Raw genomic sequence first — 17606 nt, forward strand, 5'->3', positions numbered from 1 at the left:
TAGCACGATGGCAATTTATGATGTAACTTCTTGTCACAACGGCTCAAGCCTTTCAAAACCCTTTATGTATCGGGCAACAGTTAACAATTCAATGGCTTTATTGTTTTGAGACTACATTATTCATGCAAATGCAAATGAACAATTATTCATTTCAACTCCAGAACGATCTTTTGCATTTGACTGAGCTAGGTTATTTAGAAAAAATCAATATTAAAAATAAATTTGTTTTTAGATTGTCAAAAACAGATTATAGTCGATAAAAAATTGTAAATTATCTACCAATTTGGTAGGTTTTGGTAGATTGTTGGTAGTTTCTATTAGCGCAAAGATTTGGTTTAGCCTCACGATTAGCCGATATATCTAAGATCATCATCAGGACCAATTTCTCTTGGCTTTTGCATTTGTTCAATTTCAATGATCTTGGCCATTATGCGTTCCATTTCTTTTGCTCTTTCTTCAAGTGCCTGGGTATCCATCTCGATATCCAGTATCTTGCATAACACAGATAATACAGCCTGTGCGCTTTTTGGATCCACCAGATAACCTGAAGTAGTACCCATAAGACAAGCTGCGTCGATATTTCGTTGTTTACCCATACCCAACAACAAACCTGAAATGCCAATGATGCCTCCGGCAGGTTCATTGTCTATAAAATGGACACCGTATTCTTTCAATTCCTCGACCAAATCAACATTATTTACAGAACCCAATACTTCCTCTTCCTCATTAAGCTGGCCTGTGCCATATCCACCCAATGTATAAATACGTTTTACATTGTATTCTTCAGCTATATCCAGAATAATATCTGTAATTTCATAATGTCCTTCATTGGTAACACTTTGATGATCGCCTACAACGAGCACCAAATCCTGACCAGAATCTGACCTGTGAGCATAAATCTCATTTTTTGCAAGTTCAACTGTGAAATCTTCTTTAACAAGCACCTGGGGTGGAAAATGGGGTGAAAATATCTCAACGATCTTTTCAGTTTCCAATTCTCCAACCATATGTTCTGCCACAAGTTTGCCCACATGACCCACTCCCGGGAGTCCTTCAATTAAAATCGGGTCTTTAAGTTCAACTTTTTTGAAAATGTTAACAATAGTCTCTTTCATATATATCAGACCTTTTTTAATTGTTCTTTTAATAATCGCCTGTATTTACCATATCTATCTTCCATTGAAAAACGTGCTGGTCTTGGATTAATTATTTTATTTTGGCAATAAGAACACTTGTCTTTTAAGGTATAGGTATTGCATTCAGCACATTTATTAATATGTTGCCCCATAAAACGCCTCAGGCTTTTGCTTCATTATGCCTGTGGAAAGTCCCCGTACCTTTAGCTTTTTGGACAATGTTAATAGCCGTTTCAGCTGAAGATTTAAGTACGCTCTCTGCTTTTTTATAATCCGGAGCTGTCACATGTATCCTGTATCTGGGAGCTCCTACATATGCCACTTCTACATTTACATCATCATCAACCTTGACCTTGGATGCTGCTATTAAGGATTTATTTATTACATCCACGCCATCAGGAAGTGGACATATGAGATTCATATATCCTGATATCTCCACGTAAGGGATCTTAATATTCTCGGATCCTACTCTGCTGATCGCTTCAGCGTGGTTTTCATCAACACCTACTTCGATCAGGCTATCCGGTCCATTGCGCATCCCCTCTTCAAAAGCATCGAAGACATTATCAAATGCCTCATATAACAGGTCAATCAGCTTTTCCAGTTGTTCAGGCTCTGTATTCGTAATCTCTGCCACATACGAAATCCATTTTTCGGCCTTTTGCTCATTTTTCCAGGATTGAATTTTTTCCCGGCGCTGATGTTCATTGACGTCTTTAAATGAAAGGTCGATGTGTTGTTTATCAGGCTCTACATTCAAGACCTTGCAGACTATTTTCTGCCCTTCCCTGACATGGTCCCTTATGTATTTGACCCACCCGGTAGCCACTTCTGAGATATGGATCAGGCCTTCTTTATTACCGTATTCGTCAAGTTGGGTGAATGCACCAAAGTCTTTGACCTGCACAACTGTACAAACTACCAGATCGTCTAGTTCAGGCCAGCCTTTACGTTCCATATTCTCTCCATTTTCTTTTATTCAAGTACTTCCAATATCTGGGTTTTGATAATAGCCTTTCCACCAGATGGTTCTGCTAATGTACGTCCGCAGACATTGCATCCAGCAATGCTGCTGGCGCTGCCAAATATCACCTGTTCATTATCGCAGTCATTGCATTTGACTTTGAGGAATCTGCTTTTTGGTTCTTGAAGCATTTAATTTCACTCCTTAAATTCGAATTTGCCTGCTCTGAAGCACTTCTTCTGATATGCTTTTTTACATGCAATACATCGGTATCTCAATGCAACTTTCTTGGTAGGTTTGTCGCCGCCCGGTACCTTTGAGAATTTGCCTGAGTTTCCTATACCTGTTTGTCTCTTTCTCTGTCGCGTGATCCTGGTCATAGACGAAGCTTTTCCTTTCTTGACCCTTTCTACTATATGTTCTGTATGGGTCTTGCAGAAAGGACAGTGTGTCCTGAACTTATTCGGCATCTTCATATGAGTTTCATCCTTATTTGTGATATTGAATTGATATAATAATCAAGTACTTTTAATCTCAATAGCCATTTTACGTTTCAGTAAAGCTTTGGCATTCACTTTTGGTAAAACAGCCACGTCTTGAGCATTGAAAGCATAATTACGTCCGTCGCTGCCGGCGAACATTGATATATCCTTCAGTATTCGCACAACAATGTATTCTTTATTTAAATCCTTTTTCCCAGAATCGGCAGTTTCTGTTACAAGTGTTTCAATCGTTGTAGATATATCTTTATGAGTATCTTCAGTTAAATAAGTGTCAGTTGAAATGACTTTAGCGGCTTCCACTTCATTATCTACAATATCACTTTCAATTTCTTCTGGAACATCAAGCTCCTGTTCAACATCCTGGATATTTGGAATTTCAGGATCATTTTCACCATCATTCCCAAGAATCGGTTCTATAGTGTTTTTCTTTGCATGTAAGATTGTGTTCAGCATCTGGTGGTATATATCCCGCTCTTCAGGGGTCATATAATCAATATCGTGATTTATATTGGCAGGGTTTTTTGAAAACGCCTTGCCAGAGGCCATTTTAATAATCTTGCGAGTCCTTTTGTTGAATATTTTTTCAACAGCAGACAAAGCGTTTTTAAGTTCATATTGTAACATTACGGCCTCTTCTGAATGCCGCCTTGAGATTTTTCGTTCGACATCTTCAAGTTCTTTAATATAATCATTAACCTGGCTGTAAAAATCCGGTGATATCCTTGAAATGGTGGATTTTTTTTCTTCCTCCTGAACGCGGACAAGGTCTTCGTATTTCACACCATGACCTCCATATATTCAGCTCCGCCCCTGCACATCAGATATATAGCGGCATATTCAGGCAGGATGTTTTTTCCCTCATCCAGTTCAAATCTATCATCCATCATTTCAATTGTAGTATGTTTTGTTACATTTATCTTTATCTCATTATTTCCAAACACCACGGCATCAATGAGTGGATCAAAATCATATAATTGGTCCACAGTCAATGATATCACTTTCATGCCCGATTTGCCGTGCAGGGATGAAGCTGCCCGGATGAGACGCTTTACATCGGCAGTGACTGGTTCGTCAATATGTCCTTGAATATTATGGATGATCTGCTGTATGGCAGTCTCCCAGAACTCCATATGAAGAGAACTTAGAGCATCAAAGTTACCTTTTCTTAATTGTGCAAGATGTTTGGGGTTGTTCATAGTATCTATGATTTTTTCCGCTTTTTTCTTTCCTATTTTCTTGAATTCTGTAAGTTTTTGTTCTGCATGTTCATCCCCTGCCAGCTCCTGCAAATATTTTATCAATTCCCGGTTCACTAACCGTCCCCATCCCCCCTGGGATTCGGAAGGCATTTTCAGGATTTTTGACTTCTTCTCATCCCCCTCAATAATTTCTCTTTTGAAAATATGGGATATATTTAATCCAGTCCCGCTGATATAGTCGACGATCTCCCTGCGCTGCGCACTATCAAGGGTCAATACCCCGGGATCACGAACATGGATGTGGTACCCCCGACCACCTGAAAAGGCGATGTGAAGTTCATCATCCTCAAAACCGAAATCATCGGTCAAAAAGCCGATCAATTTCAACGTCTCTTTCTTTACAGCATCCAGCATACCCTTATAAGAATCGGCTGGTTCTGGCAGGTGATCAGCATCAAGGTCAAAGATCAGATCAGCGCCCAGCCATTTCTTTTCATTCATAGTACCTGCAGCCGGGCGATCATAATACGCAGCCGAATGGTAAACATGTGCAGGGACCATGGCCTGGACATATTCCTGCATTTCCAGATCGCTTAAGAATCCCTTGTGTCTTCGCATGCCAGATTTAGGGTCGAACATTAAAAATCCCCATTCACGCTGTTTCAGGTTTGGAGGTGATTGGGGTGGGTCTTTCTTATAATGCTCCTGGAATTTTTTTTTTATAAAAATGGTTGTTGTGGGGTTCATCTTCATATTAATTTTAATTATGATTGTATGTAAAATATGATGTTCAGGCAATTAATGTTATTTGTTATACCCCGCAGCTCTGCTGCTCACCATATCTTGCAACTATGTCAAATTCATTGCCGTCTATGACCCGCTGCTCGACTTCTGTAAACTTCGGCAGTTTAGTGTGATGTAGTTCCAGTCCTCCGAAATCCCTAAACAACTCCCTCACCCTTGATTCGCTTCCTTTCCCAAGTTCTCCCCGGTATGTGGTGATCATCTCCTCGATCTTTTTATCAAACGCATCCAGCCGTTTTCCGTCTTTTATAAAAGAAAGTTCCATCTGCAGGGGATAGGCTGCAGAGAGCCACGTTTTGAGCATCGGGTCCGTGATGAAATATTCCACCCCATTTCTGGTCACAAAACCGGCCTGTTCAAGAAAACGTAAAGGGCGTGACAATGGATTTTGAACCTGGTATCTGGGTCGATGCTAATTGCGGTTAAATATTCTGGGTACCCCGGCTAATAATATCAACATAATTTGCAAAAATATACCTTTTATATCTTTTCTTACCTGTTATCTCCCGTAAAATACCAATGTTCTCAAACTTCTTTACCAGTTCATTAGCAGTCACAGTCGAGATGTTCAATTTATCAACAATCTCGGTACTGCTGATCAGTGGTCTGTCAAAAAGGAAGTCCAGTAATTTTACAGCATAAATACTTGATATGGAATTTTCATACAGTTTCAATATCAGGTCTTCCTTTAATCTTATTATCTCCCCGGCAGTATTGGCAGCTTCCAGTGAAGTTTGACTGACACCTTTTAGGAAGAACTTTATCCAATCTTCCCATGCCCCTTTGGTACGCACCTTCATCAGCAGGTCATAATATTCATTCCTGTTATTTTTAAGGTAATAACTCAAATATAACAGTGGTTTTTCCAATATCCCCTTCCAGACAAGATAGAACGAAATAAGGAGTCTCCCTATCCTCCCATTACCATCCAAAAACGGGTGTATCGTTTCAAATTGCGCATGAATTAGGGCGATCTTGACCAGGGGCGGGATGTTATCTGTACTGTGAAGAAACCTTTCAAGTCCTTCCATTGCAGGCAGGACCTTATCAGGTGGCGGCGGAACAAATGTTGCTTCATGTACCAAAGCCCCTGGTGCGCCTATATAATTCTGGAAAGCCCTGAATTCACCTGGGTCCAGGTTGGCACCTCTTGCTCCTTCAAGCAGTATTTTGTGTATCTCTTTAATAAGCTCTAAAGACACTGGATTGTCATCCAACTTTTTTATTCCATAATTTAGCGCTTTAATGTAATTTATTACTTCCTTGATCTCTTTTACATCGTCTTTGGGTGTCAGATCAGCCTCGAATTCCAGGACTCCTTCCAGTGAGGCCTGGGTTCCTTCGATCTGTGAACTTAAAAGGGCCTCTTTTTTCACATACATGGCAATAAAAAGATCAGGATTCGGCAGGACAGTGGTGATACCATCCAGTCTTGCAATATTTCTGTCAGCCTTTGATAATAGAGAATGAAGCTCGTCGTCATACTCTATTGGGGGAACAGGTGGCAGAGTGTTAGGAATAAATGCAGTATAACCGGCGGGCAGTGATTCATATGTTCCAGCTCTGTTGTTCATAAGATAACCTACCTTTACTTATCTTGAATATTTTATTTTTAAGTTAAGTAAAGTTAACTTAAATTAAGATATACCTTTCTAAGTTAAGCTGGATTAATCAAAAAGAGAAATTTCAGGGCTAACTATCTTTACTTATTTTCGATATTTGAGATTTAAGCAAAGGAATATTAACTTAAAATGGCACAAATCCCTTATAAGTATAGATATGTGATTGAAAAATGAATTAAAAATTATAAATCCCTGCAGTCACTATACCCCGTACTTGAAGGGTGCCGGGATTGTTAACGTTTTTTGGCATATAAAGGTTTTTATTTAATAATCCTTACAACAAGGGATTCAAATCCTCTGATCAAGATAACTATCTTTGACATTTGCAGAAGGCAGCAGACTTGCCAGAACTGCCAGAACAGGCCCGATAATAAGGCCGGCCCAGATAAATAAACCGGTAATACCCAAAAGAGCCATAGTTATCCTGGTTTTCCGGACGATCTTCCCTTCCAATGCCATTTTTATCATGATGATCCCTGCAATGGTTGGCAAGAGACCTAAAAGCAAGGTGATGAACACCTCTGATGTCTGAGCGGTCTGGTCAAGTGCAATAAAAATCTGCATGAAAATCATTGCACTGCTGCCAATATAGAGCAGGCCTGCCGTGTACCCGGTCCAGCCGAACAGGCCGGCCAGGGTGTTTTTCAATTGCACAAGGAAGAGGAACCTGATACCAACAACTACCAGCATGGGAGCCAGTATATAACCCAGGGACTGTCCTCCCCATTCGTGGATACTGATCACATCCAATGGTACGCGAATCCATTCTGCCAGTCCGAATTCTTCCCTGTAACCGATGGCCAGTCCGTAAGCACCCGTGCTGGATGGATCATATACTGCAATATAGTAGGTCCCGCTTTGTGTGACATTCATATCTTTCTGGACAAGATTGTATTGAGCAGACGGCGTAAATGGTTCGAAGACTGCCTGGCCAGGCTGTTCTCCCTGGATGACCATGATCCCGGCATTTTGGGGAATTTCAAGGTAGTCGGGAGGAGTTCCCTGGGACGGTATGCCCGGACCCATGATCGCCAGGGTCGGGGTGAAATTGTGCTCATAGGGAATGAATAACGAAACATGGAGTTTCTGGCCCTGTTCCATGTAAAATGTGTAGTAATGGACCTCACCACCTGCATTGAGATGGTCAAACACTGCCCAGGATTTGAGGGGGTCCTTGATAACTGTAGCATGGTCAAGCCCTTCATTGTCGCTGGCTATGATGGGGACGTGGGCCTGGATCGTACCCATAAGGCAGAATGCAATAAACCAGATAGCGGCATGTTTCATCATGGTGTCTTTTCCCCCATCTGTTGAAGTCTGCAATTTGCATGGACCTGGCAGGCCCACCAGCCCGGCTCCTTATCAGCCAGAAACAATCGTGAATCGTGATCCTTTTCCCTGGGGTCGATATAGAACCGGTACAGTTTGGCCAGGGCTGCCGGACCCAGATAGTCCGGATTTTCCCCGTCAACAGGACAGGCAGAATCGTCTTCAGCGCCCAGTGCATTACCAAGGGCCGCATTGATACCTCCCTGGGCTGCAACCGAGTGGGAACGCAGAGGATGCACCTTTGATATGACTGCAGTATTAAATCCGGACTTAACCGCTTCGATGGCAGCCCTAAGTCCTGTCAGGCCCCCGCCGATAATGATTATATCGTATTGATGGATTAATGGATCTGATATGTTGCTAACCCCCTAGCGATAATAAATATGTAGTTTATGCTTTTTATTATTTCTGCCTTCATAAATATAAAAAAATAAAGCAAAATCTGTTAAAAAAGATGTAGATTCATGATTGAGCTGTGGGGATTATCCCTGCAGGTTAAGTAGGGGTATAAACAGAAGCTATTGTCCGATACACTCTGCACTGGAGAGAAATCTCTATTCCCAGCCCATATCTGATACACTTATGTGAGAACCATCTGCTCTGCCGGATTGTTTCATTCTCAAATATCAATAGCAGACCGATCAATTGCTGATGCGCTGACCGAGATTATCAAGATAAGAACGGCAATGATCACTCCAAAGATGAGCACTTGGAGATAGAATGCGTAAATAATAATACCTATTAAAATGGGAATAGTAAATTTCAAATTCCATTCTTGGTCTAAATATTGATAAATACTGCCAGATTTTTCAATTTTTTTCTTGCCAACATAACTACGAACCAGTTCGAAGTCTAAACAATCTTAATAATGTCTCATCTCCATCTCCTGATTAAGAAGTAAAAAATTAACCACCCAAAAAGGAGCATTTCATCATGAACCTGGAAAAGAAAATCGGCATACTGATCCCAATATTAATCATATCCCTGGTACTGTTTATAGCCTTACCCAAAATATCACCCGCCATAACCGAATTACTGACCAACCAACCGGCCCAATCCTATGACCCTGCGGCCGCCTACACGGGCAACGACCTGCTCATCCTGGCGCCCAGGGTCATGTTCACCGGCGGTGAATCTGCAATCACAATAGCTGCCTCTGAGGAGGGGATGCCTGTGGCACAGAGTGTTAGCTTCAAACTGGTGGATACTGCCGGTGAATCTACCGACCTGGCAAAAGGTTCCACAGGTAAAGGCGGACATGCAGTTGTTGCATTCGACGTACCAAACCTCAGTCAGGGCACATATATCCTGGTTGCCCAACCCGCAGGTTCAAATGCCACCTTCAACGGTACGGTCAGGATCGCGAAAAGCAGTGCCCTTTTCCTGGAGACCGATAAGCCCATCTACAAACCGGGCCAGACAATCCAAGGCAGGATACTGTCCCTGAACAATAAACTGGTACCTATAACAGGTTTGGTGGTTGTAGAAATATCTGATGCTAAAGGCATCAAGGTATTCAAAAAGACCCTGGATACCAACGAGTATGGTGTGGCTTCCTATGACATGCCCCTGGCCAGTGAAGTCAATCTAGGTACCTGGAAGGTCACTGCCCGGATGGGGGAGTCCAAAACCCAGATCGACCTGCGTGTTGAACAATATGTACTGCCAAAATTCAGTGTGGATGTAACTACCCCAAGGGACTGGTTCCTGGTGGATGAAGCTATCACCGGACAGGTGGATTCAGCCTACTTCTTTGGTAAACCTGTGGAAGGAGAGGTCAATATCGTAGCTTCCCGCTATGTGGGAGTATGGGAAGAATATGCTTCTTATAAGACCGATCTTGTGGACGGTTCTGCTGACTTCGAGCTGCCTGCAGCCGGATGGGTGGCAGGCACCTATAGCGCCGGAGGGATGGGCAGTCTGATGCTCAACATCTCAGTGACCGATACCGGAGACCACACAGAGACCACCACAAAACTGCTGAAGATCCCTGATTCGCCAATAGTACTGCAGCTCATACCCGAATCCAGGCTGGTCAAGCCAGGCATGCCGTTCAATGTACTGGTAGTTACAGAGACCCCTGAAGGCGAACCCCTGGAAAAGCAAGTGGACGTGAAGATTAATTTCATGAGCGAACGATATGTTCAGGATACACAGGCAGAGACCGTAACCACTGAAAATGGAGTGGCTCTGGTCAGATTCCAGGTACCTGAGGACACAATAGGAGCTGATCTGGTGGGCGAAACAGACGACATATCCCAGAATATGGAATTGAGCGTGGTGTATTCCCCTACTGGAAGTTTTCTGCATGTCACACAGACCAGCAGCGGGACTCCAGAGGTGGGCGATACCATGACCTTCCAGGTGTACAGTACCAAACCAGGTACCGTGTATTATGATATTGTTGCAGGAGGCAGGACCGTATTCTCTGCCACCAGCGATGAGCGCATCATCAGCCTTACCGTGACGCCCCAGATGAGTCCGAAAGCGGAAATAGTGGCTTATATCATCAATCCCAACAGCGAGGTATCAGCTGATACCCTCCCATTCGATGTAGTACTGAAGACGCCGGTTGACCTGCAGGTTGTCTTTGATCAGGCCGAAGTTCGGCCAGGAGACGATGTGAAGGTTGACTTCGATGCAAGATCCAGGTCCATGATCGGTTATTCCATAGTTGATGAGTCTGTATTTGCATTGAGCGAGGGCAGGCTGAACCTGAAACAGGTGTTCGACGAACTGGAGAAGAGGTTCATGGAACCCCAGGCAGAGGCCCACCCACAGTTCTGGGGACCGGTTCCCTTAGGTGCTAACGATATTATCAATGATGCAGGGCTTCAGGTCCTGAAATCACCAAACCTGGAGGTCCCTCAACAAATACCTGAGCAAGAAGAATTCAGGCCGCGTGACGGCGACGATTTCTTTGGTGGTATGGTAATGGATGCGGTCATGGAAGAAGCGGCCGCTCCCATGAAGAATGAAATGCCTGCAGTAGCAGCCACGGCTGTAGCAATACAAGCCGGAGGTGATCTGGCAGAAGTGGAGAGGATAAGGCAGTTCTTCCCTGAGACCTGGGTCTGGGAGCCGGAACTGCTGACAGACGGCAAAGGTAGGGTCAGCGTACCACTTAACGCTCCCGATTCCATCACAACCTGGCGGCTCCATGCCGTATCTTCATCACCTGAAGGTATAGGGATAGCTGAGACCGATCTCAGGGTATTCCAGGATTTCTTTGTTGATCCAGATCTTCCATATGCAGTGACAAGGGGCGAGGAGTTCCCTGTCACCATACAGGTGTATAATTATTTGGATAAGGAACAGCAGGTGACTGTGACCTTGAAAGCTACCAACTGGTTCGACATCCTGGGCAGCAGCAAAGAAACGATCACAGTCCCGGCCAACAGCGTGCAGCAGGTACGTTTCACAATTAAACCTACCCAGGTAGGTACCCAGCTGGTGGAGATCACTGGCCAGACTACCTCCAAAGCCGATGCAGTAAAGAAGCAGGTAATTGTGGAACCTGAAGGAAGCAGACGTGAGATGGTGGAGAACGGCATCCTGAAAGGTCAGGACGTGACCCTGGATGCTTTACTGCCTGCAGGGATAGTAGACGATTCAGGCAAGGTGCTGTTGAGCTTTACTCCGTCGTTAGTGGCCCAGTCCATCAGTGGTATTGATGACCTGCTGGGTATGCCTTACGGCTGCGGTGAGCAGAACATGCTGCTCTTTGCGCCTGATGTGGAGATCCTGCGTTACCTGAAAGCCTCGGACCAGACAAATCCTGAACTCCAGGCCAAGGCAGAGATGTTCATCATAACAGGATACCAGCGGGAGTTGACGTATCAACATAACGACGGCTCATTCTCGGCATTCGGGGAGAGCGACCCGACAGGCAGTTTATGGCTTACCGCCTTTGTGCTCCAGTCATTCAGCGGTGCCAGGGTCGTGACCACAATAGACGAATCAGTACTGGACCGTGCGGCTGACTGGATAGTAGACAACCAGAACCAGGATGGTTCATGGGACCAGATCGGATTCGTGCACCACCAGGACATGATGGGCGGCATAAACGGCAAGTATTCACTGACAGCCTATACAGCGTTGTCATTGTTGGAATACGGCAGGGCTTCCAATGCACTGGATAAGGCACAGCAATACCTGGAATCAAACCTGAACGAACAGCGCAATGATCCATATGCACTGGCACTGACTGCGCTGGTATTGGAGCGCCTGGACAGTGATAGGGCAGATGACGCCCTGGATATGCTGATGGATCTGGCAAAGCAGGACAAGAATGGTCTGTACTGGGAGCTTGAGCCCCAGTCCTCACCCAATGATATGTACTGGCAGCCTCCTTCCAGCAAGAATATTGAAGTGACTGCATACGGCGCACTGGTATTGATAGAGCACAAGGATGTCAGGGCCAATGAGGTCTTGAAATGGATAGCAGCCCAGCGCAACAGCCTGGGCGGATACGGCAGTACCCAGGATACGGTTATGGCTTTCAAAGCAATGATGACGGCAGCCGCCAATCAGGGGAAGGATACTGATGCTACTATCACGGTCAAGGCAGATGGCAGACAGATCAAGCAGGTCAGGGTGAACCTGGACAATTTTGATGTGCTGCAGATAGTGGTGATCCCGGCATCAGTAAAAGAAGTCACATTGAGCATGTCAGGCAAGGGCGACATCAATTACCAGCTTGTCAAGCGGTTCAATGTACTATTGCCAGATATCCCGGTAGTAACTGACCTTGAGTTCGATGTTGAATACGATGCCGCCAATGTGGTGGTGAACGACATAGTGGATGTCCATGCAAGAGTGAAATACACGGGTCAGGCAGATTCCACAGGTATGCTCATCCTGGACGTGGCAGTACCTACTGGATTCACACCTGTGGTATCTAGTCTGGATGACCTGAAGCAGGACCGCCGGATCAGCAGGTATGAGATAGCTGGCAGGAAGATCATTCTCTATGTTGATGACCTGCTAAGAGGGGAAGAGTTGACATTCGAACTGCAGGTCTTGGCACAGTTCCCTGTCAAGGCCATAATACCTGACAGCAGTGCCTACTCCTACTATAATCCGGAAATAATAGCTGAATCCAGAGGCCAGGAAATAATAGTAGCTTGAAATTTAATAAACCCGCCTTCAGGGCGGGTATTTTTTTCCTGCAAACCATCACTTTTTTTCTTTATAAGGTTCAAGGTGTACTACTACGTCTCTCACACCTTTTACATTAGATTTGATATGCTCCTCAACTTTATGAGCAATATCATGAGCCCTATCTATGTGCATATCCTTTTTTACCTTGACATGCAGGTCAACGTAAATCTCGTCACTCGTTCCCCTCGTCCTGATATTATGACAGTCTTCTACTCCCTCCATTTCCAGTGCAAGCTGGCAGATGATATCAGTTTCCAACATGGAAGCATCAACAAGAGAATTTGAGGTATGTTTGACTATTTTGTAACCTGCCCTGACAATTAGCAATGCAATGATTATCCCCCCTATAACATCGATTATAAAATAACCTGCCTTGACTGCTATCAGGCTTACGATCACACCCAACGACACAAAGATATCACTTCTGGTATGCAGGGAATCAGCTACTAATATTTCGCTATTTAATTCCTTGCCTTTGCGGTGCTCGTAGGTAGTGACTACTATGTTTACCGCCATTGTTGCAAGCATGATCGCAAAACTTAATTGAGTGACCTGGGGAGATGTTTGCTCTAAAAACCGGTTGAAAGCCCCTTCTGCCACTTCGAACCCGGTGATCAGCAGCAGTCCGGCTATTATTAAAGCTGCCATCTGCTCAAGTTTACCATGTCCGTATGGATGGCTTTCATCAGGCGGGCGGGACGCCATATATATCCCAAGCATTCCCACCAGAGTCCCCCCTCCATCCATTAATGAATGGAAACCGTCAGCCTCCATGCTGATGGAACCAGTTATTATACCGTAAATGATCTTGGCCATCGCTACCAGTATGTTCAGTACCAGCACGATCACCTGCACCCTGATAATTTGCTTGTATCTCATCTCGTTGCCTGAACTATGGATTTTGAACTATATTAATTTTATTTTAATACATTTGGCATAACATTTCTATACCCTTATATCATATCACGAACCCATGTCCAAGATCTATCTGGGTAAGCTGGTCCTTCACTGGTGTCCTGAATGCAATCTGCCGGTACTGGATTCCACTTGCGCGTGCGGCTCACCTGCCGGTAAAGTGAAGGTCACACCACCTGGGGATATCAGGCCTGCGTTCCTACATGATATCGACCATATCAATGCTGTTGCACAGGCAAGTTTCGGGGCCCCATTGATACCTGAAGATAAGATCGCGATCCTGAATAAGGTCCCTTCTGACGACAGGATGGAAGAGGTGATCGTGGACGGGATGGCAGTTGCCAATATCAGGTTCGAGGTGGAATCAAAGCAGTGGACGCTGCTTCCCAGGATGGAAGGAGCAGCCCGGTTATTTCAACAAAAAGAAGGCCGGAAGAACTGGGTTATAATAGATGAATCGGCAGTACCTTTTATTGAAAAAGGTGCCAGTACCCTGGCCCCAGGTGTGATAGATGCCGATTCCGATATTATATCCGGGGATGAGGTAGTCGTACTGTCCCCGGATTGGATACCTGTATCAGCAGGCCGGGCCAGGATGAGCGGTCCGGAGATGATTGAGGCTAACAGGGGGGTTGCTGTCAAGACCAGGTGGAGCGGAATTGTAGAGAAAGATTTCTGCTCAGATATTCAATCATGGGACGATGTGGTTATTGCAAATATTGAAATTCTAAAGGATTTCGAGAATAAGGCACATTCTTTTATCAGGAATGTAACTGAATCCACAAACAGACCGGTCAGTGTTTCCTATTCCGGGGGCAAGGACAGCCTTGCTACATTGCTGCTGGTCAGGGATTGCCTGGCTGAATTTGATGTGCTGTTCGCAGATACCGGCCTGGAATTCCCTGAGACTGTGGAAAATGTGAATGAAGTTGCAAAAGAATATGGGCTTGAAATAAAGACGATCATGGCAGGGGATGTATTCTGGCAATCCATAGACCGGTTCGGACCCCCAACCGTGGAGGCCAGGTGGTGCTGCAAGACCTGTAAACTGGGTCCCATCTCAATGCTCATTGAAGAACACTTCCCTGACGGATGCCTGAGCTTTATAGGGCAGCGCAAGTACGAGAGCGAGGGCCGGGCCCGGTCTGATAATATCTGGAAGAATCCCTGGATAGGCAACCAGATCGCAGCATCACCCATACAGAACTGGACTGCCATGCATATCTGGCTGTACCTGTTCTGGAAAGGTGCGCCTTACAATATCCTGTACGAGCAGGGTTTCGATCGTATCGGCTGCTGGCTGTGCCCTTCCGGGAGCCTTGCCGAGATGGAAAGGATCAAGGAGATCCATCCCCTGATGTGGGCAAGGCTGGAAGAGAAATTGAGGGCCCATGCTGAAAAATTCGGGTATGGTGAAGGATGGGTAGATTACGGGTTGTGGCGATGGCAAAATCCTCCAAAGGTGCAGAGGGAGATGGCCGAGAGGCTGGGTATTAACCTGGTACCAAAGGAACACCTTGGGGATGTGGAATTTTCCGTGGTCGTGGGATACCGCCCCTGTAAGGCTGGTGGGATATCTGCCGAAGGCAGTTTTGGTGCCCCGCTGAACCTGGAAACTATAGAGAATTCCGGGATGATGAATATATTGGGACATCTGCATTCCATGGATGGAGTGATCACGTCCAGCAATGGGGAAGATAATGTGCAGGTGTTCACATCTGGTACTGTGACTGCCAGGAGCGATACTGACCCTGGGGCCAGGCGTTTGATGCAGTGGGCAGAATCCGCTATCAGGCGGGCGATGGAGTGTACAGGCTGCGGGCTGTGTGCGGCAAAATGCGAAGTTCGGGCTGTTAAGGTGAAAGATGGACGGGCTGTGGTTAATGAGATGTGTACGCATTGCGGGCTTTGTTTGAAGGCGTGTCCTGTGGTGAGATATTTAAGTACCAAAGATTTACATATTGTATGATGGGTATAATTAACATAGAATCGAATCCAGGTTTTATGAATACTTAATACACTTCTTTCATTGTTTTAGACAATGTTTGCAAGGGTATCGTATAATTCAGGATCACATCGCCTCAAGAATCGATGATTTTTCGCGGTATGATCAAGATACTGTATCAATTTTCCATCAGAATTGTGACTTTCATCAGGTACCAGACCACACCAAGCTGAAGTCTTTGAATTTCACCAACAGGTGAACACAACGCTCTTAACAGCCCGTATTTTCCAAAGTCTCCAATGTCACCAGTGTACCGGTTCTGCATTCACTCCTCTTCCAGTTCCTGATAAATCGTACTGAACTGCTCAAGAGCTGATTCCAGATTTTCAGCTATATTCCTGGCCAGAACATCAGGGTCCGGCAGGTTCTCTGAATCTTCAAGACTTTCGTCCTTTAGCCAGAATATATCAAGACTTGCTTTATCCCGCTGCATGAGTTCATCATAGTCAAAAGCCCGGAATTGTTTCGTTTCTTTTCTATCGTGCCTGTTCTCTGGATTATAGCATTCAATAAAATCCTTTACGCTATCGTAGTTGAGAGGATTTGTCTTCAGGGTAAAATGTTGGTTGGTCCTTAAGTCATAAATCCACACCTTCTCAGTCCAGGGCTTCTCACTGGCCTGTTTTCTGTCAAAGAATAGCACGTTAGCCTTAACACCCTGAGCATAGAATACACCAGTCGGGAGCCGAAGCAGTGTATGGACATCGGTCTCTGCCAGTAGTTTTTTCCGTACGGTCTCCCCTGCGCCGCCCTCAAAGAGAACATTATCAGGTACCACTATGGCAGCTTTTCCATTGATTTTCAGCAGGGTTTTTACATGCTGAAGGAAGTTCAACTGCTTGTTGGAAGTAGTGGCCCAGAAGTCATCCCTTTCATAAGTCTGTGAGTCCTTTCCTGCTTTCCCATCCCCATTGACAATCGTATAGCTGCTCTTTTTGCCAAAGGGTGGATTGGTGAGCACCATGTCAAACCTGTCGCCAGGGTCAGAAATCAGTGCATCCCCGGTCTTTATGGGACTATCCTCTCCACCTATACCGTGCAGGTAGAGATTCATTGCACACAACCTGACCACATTATCGACTATGTCCCACCCTTTGAATGTATTAAGTTTCAGGAATTGTTTCTGTTCTTTATCGATATCATAATGTGAAATGAAATCATGAGCGGCCAGCAGGAAACCTCCCGTACCGCAGGCCGGGTCGCAGATGGTCATGCCGGGTTCGGGTTTCATGACCTCGACAATGGCTTTGATGAGCGGCCTGGGCGTGAAATACTGGCCTGCGCCGCTTTTTGTATCCTCTGCATTCTTCTGCAGCAACCCTTCGTAGATATCGCCTTTGACATCAATGTCCAGTCCCAGCCAAGTCTCACCATTGATCAGCTCGATGAGCCGCCGCAGTTTTGCAGGGTCCTGGATCTTGTTCTGGGATTTCCTGAATATGACACCCAGCATCCCGCTCTCTTTGGCCAGGGCTTCAAGCATGTGGCGGTAATGCACTTCAAGCGCATCCCCGTCTTTTTTACTGAGGCTTTGCCAATCATAATTTGCGGGAATTATTGAGTTTTTGTTAAAAGGCGGTTTGGTCTGCTCATCAGACATTTTCAGAAAAACTAGATAGGTCAATTGCTCTACATAATCGCCGTAGCTCACACCGTCGTCCCGCAGCACGTTGCAGTAGTTCCAGAGACGCTGTACTATAGTTGCAGATTCGTTGTTCATTGAGATCACTTATATCGGGACTTCATAATCCATAATGCTTAAACATTAAAATTTTTAATGAACTTTTTTCGGTTTACTTATGGAAATATTTTTGTCAAAATTTCCATTTAAGTTCTCTAATCATGTTTATTAGATCGATGCAATTGACATTATAAGTTTCACAAACATTAGGAATCTTTGTTCGTTTGGGTGAATTTGTCCATTTTTCCTCCGTGACGACAATTCCATTTCGTTGTAAAGCTAAGG

Annotated in this window: 17 protein-coding genes; 2 read left to right on the forward strand and 15 right to left on the reverse strand. The window is 44.9% G+C overall.

Translation table 11 applies throughout. The features are described from left to right. Window positions 1-347: 347 nt before the first annotated feature. The 11 genes from IBX40_04285 to IBX40_04335 form a co-directional block, all read right to left on the reverse strand. Entirely contained in the window at window positions 348-1115 is a 768-nt protein-coding gene (locus IBX40_04285; protein MBE0523538.1) for a proteasome assembly chaperone family protein, read from the reverse strand. 5 nt (window positions 1116-1120) lie between these two features. Continuing rightward, on the reverse strand, window positions 1121-1288 hold the full coding sequence (locus IBX40_04290; protein MBE0523539.1) for an RNA-protein complex protein Nop10: 168 nt from the start codon (window positions 1286-1288) through the stop codon (window positions 1121-1123). A gap of 8 nt (window positions 1289-1296) precedes the next feature. After that, window positions 1297-2094, reverse strand: coding sequence for a translation initiation factor IF-2 subunit alpha (locus IBX40_04295; GenBank protein MBE0523540.1), 798 nt, complete (start codon window positions 2092-2094; stop codon window positions 1297-1299). Window positions 2095-2111: 17 nt separating this feature from the next. Continuing rightward, complete coding sequence (locus IBX40_04300) at window positions 2112-2291, reverse strand: 30S ribosomal protein S27e (GenBank protein MBE0523541.1); 180 nt, start codon at window positions 2289-2291, stop codon at window positions 2112-2114. 6 nt (window positions 2292-2297) lie between these two features. After that, window positions 2298-2576 (reverse strand): 50S ribosomal protein L44e, encoded by a 279-nt coding sequence (locus IBX40_04305; protein ID MBE0523542.1) that lies wholly within the window; start codon window positions 2574-2576, stop codon window positions 2298-2300. A 42-nt stretch (window positions 2577-2618) separates the two neighbouring features. Next, window positions 2619-3383 (reverse strand): hypothetical protein, encoded by a 765-nt coding sequence (locus tag IBX40_04310; GenBank protein MBE0523543.1) that lies wholly within the window; start codon window positions 3381-3383, stop codon window positions 2619-2621. Continuing rightward, window positions 3380-4549, reverse strand: coding sequence for a DNA primase catalytic subunit PriS (gene priS, locus IBX40_04315; GenBank protein MBE0523544.1), 1170 nt, complete (start codon window positions 4547-4549; stop codon window positions 3380-3382). The genes IBX40_04310 and priS overlap by 4 nt, the downstream gene beginning before the upstream one ends. A gap of 64 nt (window positions 4550-4613) precedes the next feature. After that, window positions 4614-4988, reverse strand: coding sequence for a hypothetical protein (locus IBX40_04320; protein ID MBE0523545.1), 375 nt, complete (start codon window positions 4986-4988; stop codon window positions 4614-4616). A 40-nt stretch (window positions 4989-5028) separates the two neighbouring features. After that, complete coding sequence (locus IBX40_04325) at window positions 5029-6180, reverse strand: Fic family protein (protein ID MBE0523546.1); 1152 nt, start codon at window positions 6178-6180, stop codon at window positions 5029-5031. Between the two features lie 336 nt (window positions 6181-6516). After that, window positions 6517-7518, reverse strand: a complete 1002-nt coding sequence (locus IBX40_04330; protein MBE0523547.1) for a hypothetical protein — start codon at window positions 7516-7518, stop codon at window positions 6517-6519. Then, window positions 7515-7913 (reverse strand): FAD-binding protein, encoded by a 399-nt coding sequence (locus IBX40_04335; protein ID MBE0523548.1) that lies wholly within the window; start codon window positions 7911-7913, stop codon window positions 7515-7517. The genes IBX40_04330 and IBX40_04335 overlap by 4 nt, the downstream gene beginning before the upstream one ends. 577 nt (window positions 7914-8490) lie before the next feature. Between IBX40_04335 and IBX40_04340 the strand changes: the two genes are divergently transcribed. Further along, a complete protein-coding gene (locus IBX40_04340) occupies window positions 8491-12687 on the forward strand; it encodes an alpha-2-macroglobulin (protein ID MBE0523549.1) in 4197 nt (1398 codons plus the stop codon). A gap of 48 nt (window positions 12688-12735) precedes the next feature. Here IBX40_04340 and IBX40_04345 read toward each other — a convergent pair whose 3' ends face one another. Continuing rightward, on the reverse strand, window positions 12736-13599 hold the full coding sequence (locus IBX40_04345) for a cation transporter (protein MBE0523550.1): 864 nt from the start codon (window positions 13597-13599) through the stop codon (window positions 12736-12738). Between the two features lie 94 nt (window positions 13600-13693). Here IBX40_04345 and IBX40_04350 point away from each other — a divergent pair, with 94 nt between their 5' ends. Next, window positions 13694-15604 (forward strand): phosphoadenosine phosphosulfate reductase family protein, encoded by a 1911-nt coding sequence (locus IBX40_04350; protein ID MBE0523551.1) that lies wholly within the window; start codon window positions 13694-13696, stop codon window positions 15602-15604. A gap of 154 nt (window positions 15605-15758) precedes the next feature. On the opposite strand, the gene IBX40_04355 is transcribed toward IBX40_04350, so the two are convergent. The 3 genes from IBX40_04355 to IBX40_04365 form a co-directional block, all read right to left on the reverse strand. Continuing rightward, window positions 15759-15905: a hypothetical protein gene (locus IBX40_04355; protein MBE0523552.1), complete on the reverse strand. Its 147-nt coding sequence runs from the start codon at window positions 15903-15905 to the stop codon at window positions 15759-15761. Next, on the reverse strand, window positions 15906-17360 hold the full coding sequence (locus IBX40_04360) for an SAM-dependent DNA methyltransferase (protein ID MBE0523553.1): 1455 nt from the start codon (window positions 17358-17360) through the stop codon (window positions 15906-15908). 94 nt (window positions 17361-17454) lie between these two features. Next, window positions 17455-17606, reverse strand: a 152-nt coding sequence (locus IBX40_04365; protein MBE0523554.1) for a DUF4411 family protein, incomplete at its 5' end; no start/stop codon positions are given.

It is taken from the genome of Methanosarcinales archaeon, from assembly GCA_014859725.1.
In the GTDB taxonomy this organism is placed as follows: Archaea; Halobacteriota; Methanosarcinia; order Methanosarcinales; family Methanocomedenaceae; genus Kmv04.

Coding starts and splice junctions, on each gene's coding strand:
- IBX40_04350 (MBE0523551.1), top strand. CDS start 13,694: ATGTCCAAGATCTATCTGGGTAAGCTGGTCCTTCACTGGTGTCCTGAA.
- IBX40_04285 (MBE0523538.1), bottom strand. CDS start 1,115: ATGAAAGAGACTATTGTTAACATTTTCAAAAAAGTTGAACTTAAAGAC.
- priS (MBE0523544.1), bottom strand. CDS start 4,549: ATGAACCCCACAACAACCATTTTTATAAAAAAAAAATTCCAGGAGCAT.
- IBX40_04300 (MBE0523541.1), bottom strand. CDS start 2,291: ATGCTTCAAGAACCAAAAAGCAGATTCCTCAAAGTCAAATGCAATGAC.
- IBX40_04360 (MBE0523553.1), bottom strand. CDS start 17,360: ATGAACAACGAATCTGCAACTATAGTACAGCGTCTCTGGAACTACTGC.
- IBX40_04355 (MBE0523552.1), bottom strand. CDS start 15,905: ATGCAGAACCGGTACACTGGTGACATTGGAGACTTTGGAAAATACGGG.
- IBX40_04295 (MBE0523540.1), bottom strand. CDS start 2,094: ATGGAACGTAAAGGCTGGCCTGAACTAGACGATCTGGTAGTTTGTACA.
- IBX40_04345 (MBE0523550.1), bottom strand. CDS start 13,599: ATGAGATACAAGCAAATTATCAGGGTGCAGGTGATCGTGCTGGTACTG.
- IBX40_04330 (MBE0523547.1), bottom strand. CDS start 7,518: ATGATGAAACATGCCGCTATCTGGTTTATTGCATTCTGCCTTATGGGT.
- IBX40_04290 (MBE0523539.1), bottom strand. CDS start 1,288: ATGGGGCAACATATTAATAAATGTGCTGAATGCAATACCTATACCTTA.
- IBX40_04340 (MBE0523549.1), top strand. CDS start 8,491: ATGAACCTGGAAAAGAAAATCGGCATACTGATCCCAATATTAATCATA.
- IBX40_04325 (MBE0523546.1), bottom strand. CDS start 6,180: ATGAACAACAGAGCTGGAACATATGAATCACTGCCCGCCGGTTATACT.
- IBX40_04305 (MBE0523542.1), bottom strand. CDS start 2,576: ATGAAGATGCCGAATAAGTTCAGGACACACTGTCCTTTCTGCAAGACC.